The 16,990-nt window shown below is 47.3% G+C and carries 12 protein-coding genes; 7 read left to right on the forward strand and 5 right to left on the reverse strand.

Going from position 1 to position 16,990, the window contains the following annotated elements; translation table 11 throughout:
• A partial coding sequence (locus tag AC3WTP_RS02095; RefSeq protein ID WP_492392912.1) for a hypothetical protein occupies positions 1-293 on the forward strand: 293 nt, incomplete at its 5' end.
• Positions 294-408: 115 nt separating this feature from the next.
• Positions 409-1,173 carry an HAD family hydrolase gene (locus AC3WTP_RS02100; RefSeq protein ID WP_492392913.1) on the forward strand — a complete coding sequence of 255 codons (765 nt, stop codon included), beginning with the start codon at positions 409-411 and terminating at the stop codon, positions 1,171-1,173.
• Positions 1,174-1,220: 47 nt separating this feature from the next.
• Here the strand turns inward: AC3WTP_RS02100 and AC3WTP_RS02105 are convergent, their stop codons facing one another.
• Positions 1,221-2,849, reverse strand: coding sequence for a nitrite/sulfite reductase (locus tag AC3WTP_RS02105; protein WP_492392914.1), 1,629 nt, complete (start codon positions 2,847-2,849; stop codon positions 1,221-1,223).
• Positions 2,850-3,177: 328 nt separating this feature from the next.
• Between AC3WTP_RS02105 and AC3WTP_RS02110 the strand changes: the two genes are divergently transcribed.
• From AC3WTP_RS02110 to galU, 5 genes are all read left to right on the forward strand, one after another.
• Positions 3,178-3,381 (forward strand): DUF2759 family protein, encoded by a 204-nt coding sequence (locus AC3WTP_RS02110; protein WP_492392915.1) that lies wholly within the window; start codon positions 3,178-3,180, stop codon positions 3,379-3,381.
• A gap of 177 nt (positions 3,382-3,558) precedes the next feature.
• Positions 3,559-4,716 carry a S1C family serine protease gene (locus AC3WTP_RS02115; protein ID WP_492392916.1) on the forward strand — a complete coding sequence of 386 codons (1,158 nt, stop codon included), beginning with the start codon at positions 3,559-3,561 and terminating at the stop codon, positions 4,714-4,716.
• Between the two features lie 75 nt (positions 4,717-4,791).
• Positions 4,792-6,669, forward strand: a complete 1,878-nt coding sequence (locus AC3WTP_RS02120; RefSeq protein ID WP_492392917.1) for a stalk domain-containing protein — start codon at positions 4,792-4,794, stop codon at positions 6,667-6,669.
• Positions 6,670-6,887: 218 nt separating this feature from the next.
• Positions 6,888-9,440: a U32 family peptidase gene (locus AC3WTP_RS02125; RefSeq protein ID WP_492392965.1), complete on the forward strand. Its 2,553-nt coding sequence runs from the start codon at positions 6,888-6,890 to the stop codon at positions 9,438-9,440.
• Between the two features lie 157 nt (positions 9,441-9,597).
• Positions 9,598-10,482 carry a UTP--glucose-1-phosphate uridylyltransferase GalU gene (gene galU / locus AC3WTP_RS02130; RefSeq protein ID WP_492392918.1) on the forward strand — a complete coding sequence of 295 codons (885 nt, stop codon included), beginning with the start codon at positions 9,598-9,600 and terminating at the stop codon, positions 10,480-10,482.
• A 130-nt stretch (positions 10,483-10,612) separates the two neighbouring features.
• Here the strand turns inward: galU and AC3WTP_RS02135 are convergent, their stop codons facing one another.
• The 4 genes from AC3WTP_RS02135 to AC3WTP_RS02150 are packed head-to-tail and all read right to left on the reverse strand — an operon-like array spanning position 10,613 to position 16,843.
• Positions 10,613-13,099 carry an O-antigen ligase family protein gene (locus AC3WTP_RS02135; protein ID WP_492392919.1) on the reverse strand — a complete coding sequence of 829 codons (2,487 nt, stop codon included), beginning with the start codon at positions 13,097-13,099 and terminating at the stop codon, positions 10,613-10,615.
• Between the two features lie 2 nt (positions 13,100-13,101).
• Positions 13,102-14,199 carry a glycosyltransferase gene (locus tag AC3WTP_RS02140; RefSeq protein ID WP_492392920.1) on the reverse strand — a complete coding sequence of 366 codons (1,098 nt, stop codon included), beginning with the start codon at positions 14,197-14,199 and terminating at the stop codon, positions 13,102-13,104.
• A 17-nt stretch (positions 14,200-14,216) separates the two neighbouring features.
• Positions 14,217-15,353, reverse strand: coding sequence for a glycosyltransferase family 4 protein (locus AC3WTP_RS02145; protein WP_492392921.1), 1,137 nt, complete (start codon positions 15,351-15,353; stop codon positions 14,217-14,219).
• Positions 15,353-16,843 carry a sugar transferase gene (locus tag AC3WTP_RS02150; RefSeq protein WP_492392966.1) on the reverse strand — a complete coding sequence of 497 codons (1,491 nt, stop codon included), beginning with the start codon at positions 16,841-16,843 and terminating at the stop codon, positions 15,353-15,355. The genes AC3WTP_RS02145 and AC3WTP_RS02150 overlap by 1 nt, the downstream gene beginning before the upstream one ends.
• Positions 16,844-16,990: the final 147 nt, after the last annotated feature.

Consider the following 16,990-nt stretch of genomic DNA (forward strand, 5'->3'; position numbering starts at 1 on the left):
GTACATATCTGAGCGAAAGGTATAGCAGCGAGAAGGAGCGGAGAGGCGCATATCTGAGTGAATGGTATAGTAGCGAGAAGGAGCGGAGAGGCACATATCTGAGTGAACGGGATAACAGCGAGAAGGAGCGGGGAGATACAGATCTGAGCGAACGGGATAGTAGCGAGAAGGAGCGGGGAGGTACATATCTGAGCATATGGGATAATAGCGAGAAGGAGCAGAGATGTATATATCTGAGTGAACGGGATAGCACCAAGATGGGGCTATGGGGGAATCACCATTTTGTAGAGTAGAGCAAATAGTTTGAAGGTCGGGCAGGAAGATGGGCTTGCGCGTAGAAGTCGTAGAGAAGCCATAGAGCGCCCTAGATGGGCGAGAGAGAATATGAGATGAAGGTAGGTATCGGAGATGACTCAGCTTATCGTTGGAGATCGAAGTGTGCAGGTGCGCGGTATTTTGTTCGACAAGGATGGAACGATCCTGCAGTTTATAAGTTTGTGGGGGAACTGGGCGGAACAGGTGATGGACAGCTTGGAACGGGAGCTTCGCGCGGAGGGGGCGGAGCTTCCAGACCAGCCTGGATATATATTGGGCGTGCATCTGGATGAGCAGCGTCGGGTGACGGCGCATGATCGGTTCGGGCCGCTTGCTATGGGCTCGCCTACGCAGATGATTTCAATTGCGACGTATTATTTATACCGTGCGGGCGTTCCGTGGAATGAGGCGATGCGCCGCGCGAACAATTTGTTCGAGCATGCCAATGAGACGAACCTCGACCTTGCCCAGATTAGACCTGTTGCGGGAGTGGCGGATTTTCTGGAACGATGTGAAGCGGCAGGCTTGATTCGCGGTGTTGTAACTGCAGACGATAAAGAGCCCTCGAAGCAGCATCTAAGCAAGATGGGGATTCTGCATCATTTTAACTCTGTGGTTGGCGATGATTGTGTCACACATGGCAAACCATATCCGGATATGGTAGAGCTGGCTTGTCGAGAGCTTGGACTTGCGCCGCATGAAGTGGTTGTCATTGGTGACTCCGTCGGCGATATGGAAATGGGGCGAAGCGCGGGCTGTGCGCTTAATATATTTATTGATGAGGAAGGGTATTTTGAGCAGAAGCCGGATGCGGCGGATGTCATGATTCGTTCCTACCATGAACTCATATTGGAATAACAAAAGGGCTGCCAATCCCGCGTCATGCGGCTAGGCAGCCTTATTATTTAGGAAGAGGCGAGAGTAGTAGAGGTAAGTATTGCGGTCAGCTTCTGTTGAAATGCCTCTGCGCCAACGCGTAGGAAGAAGGAATGGAAGGTTTCGTCTTGCAGCCGCTCTTGCTTATAGAATAGTAGCAGCTGCTCTAAGACGGCTGGCAGGTCATCTGCTTTGACACGTCCCTTGAGCGTCGTATTGAAGCGGGCATTAGGCCCGAGAATGCCGCCTACCGCTATATCGAAAGCATCGACCATACCGTTCGGCGTCTTTACCAGCGCGCCCTGCAGGCCAATATCTGCAACATGCTTCTGACCGCAAGCGTTCGGACATCCAATAAAATGAATGCGCACCTTTTCGCCCAAATCCACATGTTCATCGAGGTACTCGGCAACTAGACGCGCGCGTTCCTTCGTCTCGACGACTGCGAGATTGCAGAACTCGTTGCCCGTACAGGAAACCGTTCGGCTCATGAATGGCTTCGGAAAAGGGGATAATCGCTGCAATACGGGTTCTGCCAGCACTTCATCTACAGCGTGATCAGGAATACCGCTGATTAAGATATTCTGAGACATGGTCGTTCGCAGGAAGCCATCGCCGTACTTCTCTGTGATATCAGCGAGAGCGAGCAGCTCGTTGGCGTCCAAACGCCCAACAGGCACGTTCAGGCCGAAATAATTCAAGCCAGATTGAGCCTGCGGATGAACGCCATCAAAGTAAGCGGCCTGCCAACCGACGATTCGATCAACTCCGGCGCGCTCTAGTGGCCCGACGATCTCTTCCAGCTTGGCAAGGAATCGCTCGACTCCCCAATCGGCAACCAGGAACTTCAGTCTTGCCTGGTGTCGCTTCTCTCGAAAGCCGTAGTCGCGGAAGATGGTCGTAACGCCTACCGCAATCTTCAATACTTCATCCGGCCTTGCAAATACATCAAGCCGTTTAGCGAGATACGGCTTCGCAGACAATCCGCCGCCCACGTGAACATGGAATCCAATCACTTCATGCCCATCGATAACCTTAGTTGCCGGTGAGAAGGCCAAGTCATTAATTTCCGCGTGCGCATTATTATAGATGTTGGATGAGATCGACATCTTGTACTTCCGCGGCAGATTAGAGAAGTCGCGGTTCAATAGGAAGAAGTCGTTTACCTCGTTAACAATCGCAGTGGTGTCAAGCAGCTCGTTCGGGTCTATCCCTGCGAGCGGGTTCCCTACGATCGTGCGCGGACAATCACCGCACGCCTCGTAGGAGTACAGCCCGACATCTTCTAACCGCTTGAAGATGTCGGGCAAATTCTCGACGCGCAGCCAATGGTACTGAATGGCCTGCCGCGTCGTCACATCAATGAGATCGCGCCCGTATAGATGGGCGATCTCGGCAAGTGCTCTTGCCTGGGCGGTTGTCATAATGCCGGAATTAATCCGAATCCGCATCATAAAATAACCGTCCTTAGGCTTCTGCTCGTATACGCCCGCCCATTTGAAGCGGGACTTGTCATCGTCAGGAATTCCCTCATAGCCTGTATTTGCATAAGTTTCAATAATGTCGCGGATGACGTCCAGCCCGTCTTTCTCCATTTTCATAAACTCGGTCTTGTTCAGTTTACCCGGATTCTGCATCCAAATAGGATCATAAGCCAATCTCATCCCTCGCTTTACAATTAATTCCGATAAGATTAATCAGATATGAAATTGATCTAATCGTATCACGTTTCCAACACCATGTAAATTACTGGAAGTCAAAATGGTTTATCAGTATTTTTGATGGGAGTCCCGCATATTGCTTATAATCAGCGTGTACTCGCCGTTAGCAGTGAAGATTGTCATGCAGATGCTAATTGCGATGGTTAACAAGTGACAAAAGTGTGGCAATCCTGTTAAAATTACAAAAATTAACTTGCATCAAAATCTGGTTAAATATAACATAGGAAAAGATAGGTAAAATGTGTCTATTAAGGGAGGTCGCATCATGTTTCTAGCAGAGGGGGCAGCAACAAGCCAGAGCTTGTTTCAGTGGTTTGATCTGATTATTATTGCCATTACGTTAATATTGGCATGGGCTGTCGTTCGCCAGATTAAGCAACGTCCTAAAAATTTGTTCGCGCTCGGCTTCGCCACAGTGAGCTTGCTCGCATTCCTGGTTGTTGATGTCATCATGATTAAAGGCTGGTAACCCGATAGCTTCTAGAAGATCGTAATTCATACATAATCATTCTGCTTCATGAATGGAGATTCATAAGTGCTGAAAGACTCTTTGATGATGGTATCAGGGAGTCTTTTATTGTATAGACAAGAACTTAACAATAGGTTATAAAAAGATAGAATATGGTTTAAGAGGAGAGTGCATCCATTGTTAAAAGCGGCTTCAAAGGACAATGCTGGACGTCATTTAGTAGGTCGATCCATGGGGTTAAGATTAGTAGCCATCACAGCAGCAGTTATGATGCTGTGTGCGCCTGTCTCCGTGTATGCGGAGTCGATTTCATTTCCTACGGTACAAGTAGATGGAAAGACTTATATTGAAGCCAATGCAGTAGCTGCAGCGGTTGGAGATAGTGGAGCTTATGATCCGGCCACTAAGAAGTATGTGTTGAATGTGAATTCCATACCATCTGTGGTGAAGAAAGTAAGCCCTTCTGTTGTAGCGATCATCGGTCAAGATAAGGAAATGATTAGCCTGGTTAAAGATCCGCGCGATGCCATAGTTCATGGAACAGGTGTCGTGATCCGAGAAGAAGGATGGATCGTTACCAATGCACACGTTATTAATGGAATGCAGAAGCCGCTTGTCGTGACTCCTGACGGTAAATCCTATTCTGTAACCAAAGCGTACTCGGACGAGCTTACCGATCTGGCGCTTATTCGAATCGATGCTAAAGGCTTGAAGCCCGCGACGCTAGCTCCAGCATCTCGCAAGACGGAAGTAGGAGAGACGGTGGTTGCCGTTGGAACGCCAGTATCCTTTACTCTGCAGAATTCCGTAACAGCAGGAATCGTGAGTGGCATGGATCGCGTAGTGGACAATGGATACAAACTGATTCAGACAGATGCGGCCATTAATCCAGGCAACAGCGGAGGACCGTTAATTAACATGGATGGCGAGGTTATCGGAATTAATACACTTAAATATTACGGTGAAGACATAGATAATATGGGTTTTGCGATTCCTGCGGATACGGTAAGGTGGGCAGTGGATCATTTTCTGAAATATGGGGAACTGAGACGGCCTTCCATCGGGATTGCGGTTGAAGAGAATTGGGCAGCCTCGGTTGGTCTGCCGACGGATCGCTCGTTGAAGATAACGAATGTCATAAGCCCACAAGCGAAGAAAGCGGGAATTAAAGCGGGCGACACGCTGCTCGAGGTTAATGGGCATGAAGTGCGCACCTTGGCCGACGTTAATGAAGCGCTAAAGGGACAGCTGCCTGGAGATACGGCGAAGCTTACGCTGCTCTCAAAAGGAAAGAAATCTACAGTGAATGTCACGCTAGGAAAAGTAGATAACTAGAACAATATGGATTCCCATAATATTCCGATATTATATGTGTAAGGCATTCAATATGAGATAAGGGTGAAAATACATATGTTCAAAGGGCGAAAGTGGCTGGCTGTTATCGCAGCATTGGCTTTACTGCTTGAAGGCGTAAGTTGGACAACTGTTGGTGCAACACGCGTTGAAGCTGCGGCAGCTTCGACGGTGAAGGAGCTGCGCTATAAGGTTGGCAGCGATCAGGCTGCTGTAAACGGAACTAATCTCAAGATTGCGAAGCCGTTTCAAGTGAATGGCAGCACATTGGTATCGATCAGCACGTTGAAGTCGGCATTTGGCATGACGTTAAAATGGACAGTACCTAATGAGGAATTTATACTTGCGGCAGGAAATCGAAAGATTGAGATGGTAGTCGGCGAAGTGTATGCGTTATCGAATAGAAAAGCGATTATGATGCCTGCTGAACCTGTTGTGAAAAACGGCAATCTGATGGTTCCGATTCGACCTGTCACAGAAGCTATCAATGCAACAATTAAACTAGGCGCTGGCGGTCAGACGATTGTGAGCTGGGATGCGAAGGAAGCGCAAGCAGATCTGTCGCGAGTGGGCAGCAGTGCTGATAAATGGTCGATCTTTCTTCCTGATGAGTGGTTATACGTGGATGATCAGGATGTCGGTCTGACAACATTTTCAGATACCAGCGGAGAGCAGTATGTGACTTTGGAAAAGGATTATATGATCGATGAGCCTGCGGACAGTACGGATCAGTTGATGGCAAACCTCATCAATGACGGTCTGTTCGAGTCCATGGAGATTATCACTGGTATTACGGGGAAAGTTGGAAACTATCCATATGCGCAAGTGACTGCGGCAGAATATTTGGAAGACGGCACATTAGATGAAGAGGTCATTTACCGAATCTATCAGGCGAATGGCATGAATTATTTGCTAAGCGCATATGGCGTGGATGCTGCGGCGATTGACGGCATGCTCAACAGCTTCCTTCCGGCGTATGTCTTGAGTGGAGTGCCAGCCAACCAGAAAGACCCTAATCAGCAAAGCGAACGAACTGTAGCTTATGACGATTACGGTGTTGCAGTGACGCTGCCGGTAACCTGGACAACGGATACGGAGTATGGCTATGCACAGTCGCAGTACGGGATGTCTCAATTCCAGATTAGCATGCAGGACGCTAAGGGCCTGACTGCTGCACAGGTCGTGAAGGCACGCAATGATTATGCTGCTCGTACCTATCAACCAGGTGTAGTGAAGCTCATAGAGGAGAAGCCATATAAGCTTGCCGATGGCAAAGAGGGCATACTGCAGCGCGTGGTTATGAATGAAGGCAAGGGCAAGTATACTCAGTATGTGCTGTACATCGTTGATGGCGGCTACAACTTGAATTTGTTTATAACGGATAGCTATGCCGAGGATGGCACAAGTGATGCAGCAGAACAGATTCTCAAGTCAATCAAGATTGACGTCTCCAAGCTCAAAGATTCATTTGGCACTTTCGGTTACATGGAATCGTGGGATGCGGTGACGAAGCATGAACTGAAGGATCTATCAGCATCTATCGAACTTCCTAAGGCTTGGCATGCAATGGAACAGCAGGAGGAAGGTTTGTACGGATTCGAGCCTCCGTTTGGCGATCTGCTGGGTATATTCAAGTATGAAGATACGAGTTTGTTGGATGTAAAGCTGATTGATGAAGAGGGCTTCGCGGAGCATGATATGGTCTACAACAATGTCCTGGACGAAACGAAAGTGATCAACGGCCATAAGGTGCGGATCTTGAAGTACGATTATAAGTTTGACCGCGACGATTTTGAGCGTATCTGGCATGCTGCCTATGTAGAGGCAGGATCAGATGTAATCGCAATATGTATCCGTGACTTTAAATCAAGTTATTCCGAGAATGTAGAGAAGCAGTTCCTAAAGGCGATTGAGTCGTTCAAGTTGGTGAAGTAGTCGTGCGGGTATGAATGCAGAAGAGCATCAGAAAGCGTATATAGGAAACAGGTTGGTTAAAGGAGGAATCTCGCGAGGGATTTCTCTTTTTTTGGTGCGAGTTTGGGAGTGGTTGTTAATTGTGAAACATTTCATAGTCAAGGAGGTAGATTAGCGCTATGGAATGGGGTAAACTGTATTATTGGAGCTCTCGAGAGAGCACTTTAACGGAGGTTAATATGGATACGATGACGATTCAACGTGAAGATATAGAGTTGTTGGCGCCTGCGGGCGACTGGGATTGTATGCGTGCGGCGGTGGCGAATGGCGCGGATGCGATATTTTTTGGCGTTGAGAAATTTAACGCGCGTGCGCGTGCGAACAATTTTCGGATGGATGAGCTGCCTGAGATTATGTCGTATCTGCACAGCTATGGAGTGAAGGGCTTCCTGACGTTCAACATTCTCGTATTCGAGGATGAGCTGAAGGATGCGCAGCACTTGATTGAGGTGTGTGTAGAGGCAGGGGTAGATGCGGTTATCGTGCAGGACTTGGGCTTGGTGAAGATGATCCGCGAGATCTCGCCGGACTTCCCGATTCACGGCTCGACGCAGATGACGATTACTTCTCCTGAAGCGGCGGAGTTCACGAAGCCGTATGGTATGGAGCGGGTTGTACTTGGGCGTGAGAACAATCTGAAGCAGATTCAGAAAATAGGCGAGGAAGCGAAGCTGCCGATGGAGGTATTTGTCCACGGCGCGCTGTGCGTATCGTACTCGGGACAATGTCTGACGTCCGAGATGTGGGGCGGCCGTTCGGCGAATCGCGGCGAGTGCGCTCAGGCATGCCGCCTGCCGTATGACATGATGGTCGACGGCGAGCATCACCCGATGGGTGATGTGACTTACCTGCTGTCGCCGAAGGACTTGGCGGCGATTGACATCGTGCCGGAGCTGATCGAGGCGGGCGTGACTTCGTTCAAGATCGAAGGCCGCATGAAGCAGCCGGAGTATGTAGCGAACGTGGTGAGCAAGTATCGCAAGGCAATAGATGATTATTTCGATGGCAAGTGGACGGGCCCGTCTAAGGAAGATGTGCGCGAGCTGCAGCAGAGCTTCTCGCGGGGCTTTACGCACGGCTTCCTGAAGGGCACGAACAATAAGCAGCTCGTAGACGGCACGTTCCCGAAGAGCCGCGGCGTGTATCTGGGCCGCGTGGAGCAGGTGTTGCGCGATGGCGTCGTGTGCAAGCTGGAAGCGCCGTTGAAGCGCGGCGACGGCATCGGCTTCGATGCGGGTGATCCGACGCAGAAGGAAGAAGGCGGACGCGTGTATGACGTGCGCCGCAAGGGCGTGAAGCTGGAGGGCGAAGCCGAGGAAGGCTGGATCGTGGACATCGTGCCGGGGCGCAATGATGTGAACTTGCGCCGCGTGAAGGTTGGCGATCGGATCTGGAAGACGAGCGATCCCGCGCTAGAGAAGCGGATGCGCGCGACATTTGAGACGGAGAAGCCGTATCGGGTATTCCCGGTGCATGTGCGCGTGGAGGGCCGTGTAGGTGAGCCGCTCCGTACATGGTGGACCGATGTGCCTAAGGGCACGACGGTGCAGGTGGATTCGGAGCTGGCGCTGGAGGAAGCGCAGAAGCGCCCGATGGATAAGGCGCTGCTGGAAGAGCAGCTCGGCCGCTTAGGCGGCACGCTGTATCAGCTCGAGCAGCTGGACGTTGCCCTGGAGGGCAACGTGATCGTGCCGATGCGCGAGCTGAATGCGATTCGCCGCCGCGCGGTTGAGGCGTTGACCGGCGAGCGGCCGAAGCCGCCGGTGTACGTGAAGCATCGCGCAGCGGACGCGTTTAGCGACGCCGTGGTGGAACACACGGCTGTGCCACATGGCGCTGCGCGACTGACCGCGCTGTGCCGCACCTTGGAGCAGGTGCAGCAGGCGGTGAAGACCGAGGCGGCGATGATATACGCCGACTTCGAGTTTATTAAGCAGTTCCCGGCGGCGATCGAAGCGTGCCGCGCGGCGGGCAAACCGATTGCGCTGGTAACACCGCGCATTCATATGCCGAACGAGAACGGCTACCATAAGAACATCCTGAAGCTGAAGCCGGATGCCGTTCTCGTTCGCAATACGGGCGCCTTGCAGTTTTACATGCAGGCGAAGGCGGAGTGGGAGCAGGCTCAAGCGGAAGCAGGCGCGAACGCTGACGCTGTTGAGCCCTTCCCGCAGTTGATCGGCGATTTCTCACTGAATGTAGCGAATCACAAGGCCGTTCAACTGTTCACGGAAGCGGGATTGGATCGCATCACGCCTTCCTATGACCTGAACATTCAGCAGATGGTAGATATGCTGCGCAATTCGGATACGACGATGCTCGAGATCGTCATCCACCAGCATCTGCCGATGTTCCATACCGAACATTGCGTGTATTGTACGTTCTTAAGCGAAGGAACGGACTTTACCAACTGCGGCCGCCCGTGTGAGGAGCATCGCGTTTCCTTGCGTGACCGTATCGGCATGTCCCATCCGGTCCGCGTGGACGAGGGCTGCCGCAACACGGTGTACAACGCCATCGAACAGTCGGGTGCGGAATACTTGTCGCATTTCCTTGAACTGGGCGTTGGTACCTACCGCGTGGAATTCCTCGAGGAGACGGCAGAGCAAGTCTCCGAGGTCCTCGATCTCTATACCCGCGCGCTGCGCGGCGAGATTAGCGGCACGCAGGTGTGGCGCAAGCTGAAGGCAACGAACCAGCTCGGCGTAACGCGCGGGCAGCTGGTGAAGTAACTTATGATAAGCGATTGCGTGGATGATGAGTCCGCGCAATCGCTTTTTTTATAGTTGTAAAGTATTTGCAGTGGAATAGCATGCTTGGGCGATTCGTATCATGTATAATTGAAGCAGTGCTGAAGCGCTTATAACATAACATGACGCGGAGGAACCCATGAAGATTCGTAAAGCGATTATTCCTGCTGCTGGTCTCGGTACCCGATTCTTGCCGGCTACGAAAGCTATGCCGAAAGAGATGCTTCCGATCGTCGATAAGCCGACCATACAATACATAGTGGAAGAGGCTGTAGCGTCTGGTATTGAGGACATCATTATTGTTACAGGTAAAGGCAAACGTGCGATAGAGGATCATTTCGATAATTACTATGAGCTCGAGCATGCGCTGCTTGAGAAAGAAAAAATATCGCTGCTCGAAGAGGTGCGCAGATCCTCTGAAATGGCGAACATTCACTATATTCGTCAGAAAGAACCTCGCGGGCTAGGACATGCGATATGGTGCGCCCGCAAGTTCATCGGCAACGAACCGTTTGCCGTGCTGCTGGGGGATGATATGGTAGAGTCAGATACTCCATGCCTGCGGCAGATGATGGATGTCTACGATGATTATGAATCCACTGTAGTCGGAGTTCAGCCTGTACCTTGGAAAGAAGTCCATCGTTATGGTGTAGTTGCAGGAGAACAGTTAACAGAACGGATTATGCGCTCGGATCGTTTGGTAGAGAAGCCGCCTGTTGACCAAGCGCCTTCCAACTGGGCGATTATGGGGCGTTATATCTTGACGCCGCGTGTCTTTGAATTGCTGGATCAGCAAGAGGCGGGTGTGAACGGTGAGATTCAATTAACCGATGCCCTTGCTAAGCTGGGAATGGAGGAGCAAGTTCTGGCTTATCATTTTACAGGCCATCGGCATGACGTGGGAGAGAAGCTAGGCTTCATCGAAACGACAATTCACTATGCATTGCAGCGGCCGGAGCTAAGAGAGGATCTGCTGCGCTATATGGCAGAGAAGCTAAAAGAAGCTCAATTGTTAACGAACTAATCATCGTTATTGATAGGGACAGACCCGCATTCTTTAGGAGGAGTGAGGGTCTGTTCTTTTTGATTGACATAAGAAGAGGGAAGCTCAAGTCGCATGACGACAGGGGCTTCCCTTCTGTGTATTTCTCGTACTATTTAATTGGTGTATTGATAATCTTTTCAATTTCTTTCGCTTCTTCTGGGTTGAATGAAATCAGCTTATTATAAGCAGCTTCATCCCTAGCGCCAAGGATCTCAGACATGGCAATGTACCAACGATGCAGCTCAATATTGCTCATATCAGAAGTATCATCTAAGTTAATAAGCTGCTCTTGCAGACGCGGCTTCATAATGTCGTACGCTTCTTGCGTCTTACCGTTCAAGTAGTAGATCTGTCCAACATGTAGAGCAACTTTCGGTGTGATTTCAAATGCTCGACCTTGCAGCTGCCCCTCTGGAAGAGTCTTGAGGTACTCCATGCCATCTTCAATATATTTCAGCAAGTCCATCACGACGTTGGAATACTTATCAACTTCCGCTTGATCACCAACTGACATGTAGGCTAGACGTGAAGCTGAACGCATGTAACCTTCAATCCACTTGATGTTCCAAGGATAACGGTTCAAGTTCTGCTCGTAGACGCTTAAGATTTCTTTCTCAATATTTTTAGTGGAGTATAGATTGATTAGTTGAACGTACAGGTTCATACTGTTCGGTTCATACTTCAGCGCTTCCTGCAGTAAGTTATAAGATGCATCATAGTAGGATTCATCTTGTGTCTGCTTATAAATTTGGGTCAGCAAGTTAGCTTTTAAACTTACATAATCCGGGTGATGCGGTCTTATGCTTAGTGCTTTATCAAGCGGTGCTGTAATCACATTATAATCGTTGCTAGTTTGAAGATTGACGGTTGCTTGCTTGTATCCATTAGTAGCAGATATAAACGTTATGGATGTGATCAGCAATACAACAGCTAGAAGACCGATGAAAACACTAAGCGATGTTCGGAGTGTCTTTGGCTGCCACTTTATCTTCTTCAGAGGCTTATGATCAATAGATGCAGTCATTGCGCCTAAGCATATAAATACTAATATAGCTATATATACAAAACTCATATTAAAGTCCATCACACTATGAACAAGAATAGACACAGCTATGATGAAATATGGGAAGTAGCTATCGCGTTCCTCTTGTGTAGCTCGTATAAAGGTACGTATATACTGATAAAAAATAGTAAATAAGAAAATGGCAAAGATAAGGAATCCAATGATACCGACTTCAACCAGATACTGCATGTAAAAGCTGTGAGCTTGTCTTGAAGTATAAGGGTTGTTCTGATACTCTTCGTACATAGCTGCCCATGCACCGCCGCCAGCACCAATCAGCGGGTAATCAGCGACAACTTTGGCTGAATCCTTGTAGAATGTGACCCGTTCCAATACACTGTGCTGGTTAAGATTAATCGTTTCAAGACGAGCTTGGATGCTATCAGGAAGCACATTCTTAGCACTTGTTCCCGTGAATACAAACAGCAGCAATCCTCCTAAGATCATTCCACCTATTGGAAAAAGGAAACTACCCCAGTTCTTAGAAGTTAGACCACTGAACTTGGCTTCCAACCATGGCGATACCCAGCGTTCCAATGCATATGAGATCGCCGCTGATATGGCGGAACCAATTAGAATGAATGCCCAGCCCTTTAAGGATTGTGAGTAGCTGAATGTTTCCTGTACAGCCAGTCCGAGCTCTGTAACAGGATTCATAATTATCAGCGTAACCATTCCACTTACAGCTAGATGAAGGATCCACATCAACTGACGATGCGGCTTTAAGAGTACGAGCAGTATAACGAAAACAACTGGCAGAAGCACTAAACCGCTGCGTGATAGAGTTAAGAATATAGATAAAATGATCGGAACGAGCATAAAGCTATGTAGAGCCTTCTCCCACCATCTACGCGCGACACCTGTCATGAATAGGGCAGTGAACAAGAATGCCATTAAGTAAGCTGCGTATGTATTTGCGTACTGGAACACAGAAGTGAGACGCTGGCCATCGACTGTAGGTAATACAGCTTCGTTAAACTTACCATCCGGGCCAAATGGAATGAACCAGCCCAGTATGACACTAAGCCATTTCGTGCTATTTAGCCAATGCAGCAGACCAAATGCTACGATGCTGTAGGCTGTACCTATGATAATCCATTGCATAATTGTATTTACTCGTTTATCTTCAAACAAGTATGCCGAAATCGTATAGAAGATAAAGTACGTACATGTGATTAATAACATATTGGTAGCTGAAGAACTAGAGACAGCAGTTATTAAAGACAGTAAGTAGCTTCCGGGTATCAATACGCTTAATGCGACTAGAATTGTCTTTGTATTAACTTCTTTGAATGCTTCCCTAAGGAAAGGAATAGATACCAGTGCGATTACGGATGTCATCAATACCGCGATAAAAATAGGCTTATCAAAATTCCACGCCAGTCCATTAAATAAGGCGACTTGGTAGGGAGCCCACACTAGAAATAGACCAATCATCCAGACTAGAATCTTGCTTTCCAAGGGCTGCGGCGTACTACTCTTAGAATTTTTAGCAGATTTACTTGCCTTGCTGCTATAACCATACTGTGACATGTTTATGTTACACTCCTCTTCTGATGTGCATTTAACACAAATTCGTTTATACGCTCAATAAATTGCTGCTTATTAAAGGTGTGCGCATGTTGCTGTATATGAACAGAGTCAAATTCGATACTCGAGATATCTTGCACGCGTTGTACAACAGATGTGACAGTGGGTTCTTCGAAGAACAGTCCAGTTTCACCTTGAATTACAGTTTCGAGCGCGCCGCCTTTACCGTATGCTAGAACAGGTCTGCCAGATGCTTGAGCTTCAAGAGGAGTTATTCCAAAGTCCTCTTCTCCTCCTAAAATGAAGGCGCGGCAGCGTGAGTAGTATTGAGCAATTACTTCATCGGATTGATAACCCATAAAAGTAATAGTTGAGCCTGCCAAGCTTTCTAGACGCTTACGATCATAACCATCTCCGATGATAACTAGCGGCCACTTTAACTGATTGAATGCCTCAATGATCAGATCGATTCGCTTATATGGAATAAGACGGGATACGATTAAGAAGTAATCCTCTATTTGATCGGACCGTGTAAATTGTTCTGTAGAAACCGGAGGGTGAATGACAACCGATTCTCGTCCGTAATATTTGTGGATCCGTTTGGCGACATTGTTAGAATTAGCGATAAAATAATCCACCCGCTGCGCTGTTGCTTGATCCCACAACCGAATCTTGTGCAGCACTCGCGGCAGCACAAACTTAAATATTGGGTTGCGAAGCTCTGCCATGTACTGATGGTACAGATCCCAAACATATCGCATTGGGGTATGGCAGTAGCAGACGTGAGTCTGGGATGTATTCGTTATTACTCCTTTGGCAAATGCGCTTGAGGTGGATAAGACAACCTCATACTCACGCAGATCAAACTGCTCAACTGCTAGTGGTAACAGTGATAGCATTTTCTTATAATGTTTCTGGGCTAGCGGCAGCTTTTGCACAAATGAGTTTCGGATGTCGGCATGCTTAAACGATTCTGGCATCTTGTCCAGATTGGAGATCAACGTATAGATTGGTGACTCTGGATAGCGCTCCATAAACGCTTCCAATACTCGCTCAGCACCACCGTGCTGATTGATATAATCATGGACTATGGCTAGGTTCATGTCATAACTCCTACATATTATTTTCTGGAATCCATCACTTGTTGATATACAGCAGCTGTAATCTCAGCAGTATGATTCCAACTATATAAGCAGGCTCTGTCAAGAGCTTGTTGTTGTCTCTTCTGATACAAGGATTCATGGTGAATAATCTCAAATATCTTATCCGCCCATTGATCAGGCTCGTGAGGACTGCATAAGAGATCAGGTGTCCCGATAATTTCAGGAATAGAGGACACATTAGATCCGATAACAGGTGTTCCACATTTCATCGCTTCTACTAATGGTAATCCGAATCCTTCGTACCAAGAAGGCATAGCCAGAAGAGCAGCCTTGTTATAGATAGCAGGAAGATCCCCGTCTGGTATATAACCTGTAAAATGAATATCGTCATTCAGATGGTGTTGCTCAATATATTCGTATAACGAAGATGTCCGCCAGCCTTTTGCCCCAACGATGACAAGCTTATAATCAGTATGATAACGCTGCTGCATTATATGAAAGGCTCTAGCTAGTGTTAATAGATTCTTACGGGCTTCTATTGTACCGACGTATAGTATATACCGATCTGGGAGCCCGTGTTTCTTAATAACCTTATCGATAGATTCATTCTCTAAAGGTTGGAATTGATCATCAGCCGCCAAAGGTGTAACGGTTATTCGATCGGATTCTATGTTCAATAATTCCATAATATCCGACTTTGTAGCTTCAGATATAGCTAAGATATGATCAGCATTCTTTGCGCAATAGGGTACCCATTTCATATGGTGATTGTAAATTTTTTGACTTGTTGTTTCAGGATACCGCATAAAGGCTAAGTCGTGAATGTTAATGATATGGCGCTTATGCTTTATCGGCATATAGGTAAAGTTTGTTCCATGAAAGATGTCAAAAGGTGACGAAGATTGAAAGTCATAAGGGAGACTGTACAACATGTTCGGTCTCATCAGACGCCTGATCACCTTATATGGATAACGACTATTATACATGCAGAAATGATCACGTGAGATTGGATACACTTCACGCTTCTTGGCAATCTGATTCAGACCTACTGTTACGTTCAAGTGTTGTGGAAGGTGCTCAATTAATTTAGCTGTGTAGCGGCCTATCCCTGTTAAAGGTCCAACAAGAGGCTGGCCATCAATGCAAATGTTCATTAATAAGCTCCTTCTCCCTTAAGCACAACAGGTACCGTTTTTAAAAGGATCTTGATGTCGAGTGCTAAACTCCAATTTTCGATATAATACACGTCAAGATTCATCCACTGCTGGAAGGATAGATCACTGCGACCGCTAACCTGCCATAAGCCTGTTATACCAGGGAGTACCTCTAGCCGTCGCCATTCCCAGTCACTGTAATGTTCAACTTCCATCTCAAGCGGCGGTCTCGGACCAATAAGGCTCATATCCCCCTTAAGGACGTTGAGCAGCTGAGGGAGCTCATCGATTGAATACTTGCGGATAAAGCGACCTACTCTTGTGATGCGAGGGTCATTCTTCATCTTGAATGCTATTCCTTCAACCTCATTCTCCTGAGCCATCTTTGAAATCATCTGATCTGCATTTTGCACCATTGAGCGGAACTTGTACATGTGGAACAGCTTTCCATTCTTCCCCACTCGCGTTTGTTTATAGAATATAGGCCCCTTTGATTCACATTTGATACAGATAGCTGTAATTAACGTGATTGGCAGTGTTAGAACAAAGGCAATTGTCGTTAGCGTATAATCAACCAATCGCTTTAACCATAAGCCATATCCGCGCATCGGTGTACGCACAAGTGATACGGTAGGCAGTGAATTAATATTGCCGACCTGTACCGTCCCCAATACTAGATTAAACATATCTGGGATTACTTTGATCTCAATCGGCGATTTGCGGAAGTCAGCAATAATAGATTGTACTAGCGGTCTTTCGGATGGAATGGTGATTATAATTTCATCAGCCATTAGATTACTGTTGAATATTTCACGAACCTTTCCTGTTGGCCCGAGACAGGGAACACCAGCGATTGATTCTTCGACAGAATCGTCTATGTATCCAACAACATGATAGCCAAGCCACTTGTGCTGCTGAAATTCTTCAATCAGGGAAGTGCCTACCTTTCCAGCGCCAATGATAACTACGGAGCGGGAAAGAATACCACTTTGATTCAAGCTCAGATAAAGTTGACGTTTAAGGAAACGTAAGATCACATTTGTTCCAATCGCTGAGAACCAGAACAGGATAATGACGATTCGTGACAAGTCGGATAGCTTAAACAAGAAGCCCAATCCAACTGCTAGAACAATAGCATAAGATAAAGCCCGGGTAGATTTGAGGATCTCATCAATTAGACCGGAAGTTGCGATAAAGGTGTGCAATCGATATTTATACGTCAGGAACCCATAAATCACAGTAAAGATTAAATAGAAGTATAAATAATTGGAGAAACGAGGATTAGCCAACTCAAAAAGCTCGAGCGGCACGTTAAACTCCAAGTGAATCCGCCAAGCATAATACAGAAAGTAGATAAGGGTGAGTGCTAGACCTTCAAGAGCTACGAATAAGATGGACAATAGATTAATAGTCATTCGCTTGCTCTCTATTTTTTTATTCAATTCAATGGAAGGTAAGAAGGTATCCTGCTTTCGTTCCTTAGCGTACATATATTCCACTGCAGCTTCCTCCATATGTTAGTGTTTATTACAGTACTATTGCAAATATATATATGTAGAATTTTGCATGATTTATTGTTACGATGATAGATATATGTGTCGAGCTTCATTAATTATAACTCTTTTTGTAGGAATTAG

Source organism: Paenibacillus sp. EB106-04-04-XG159 (genome assembly GCF_058791835.1).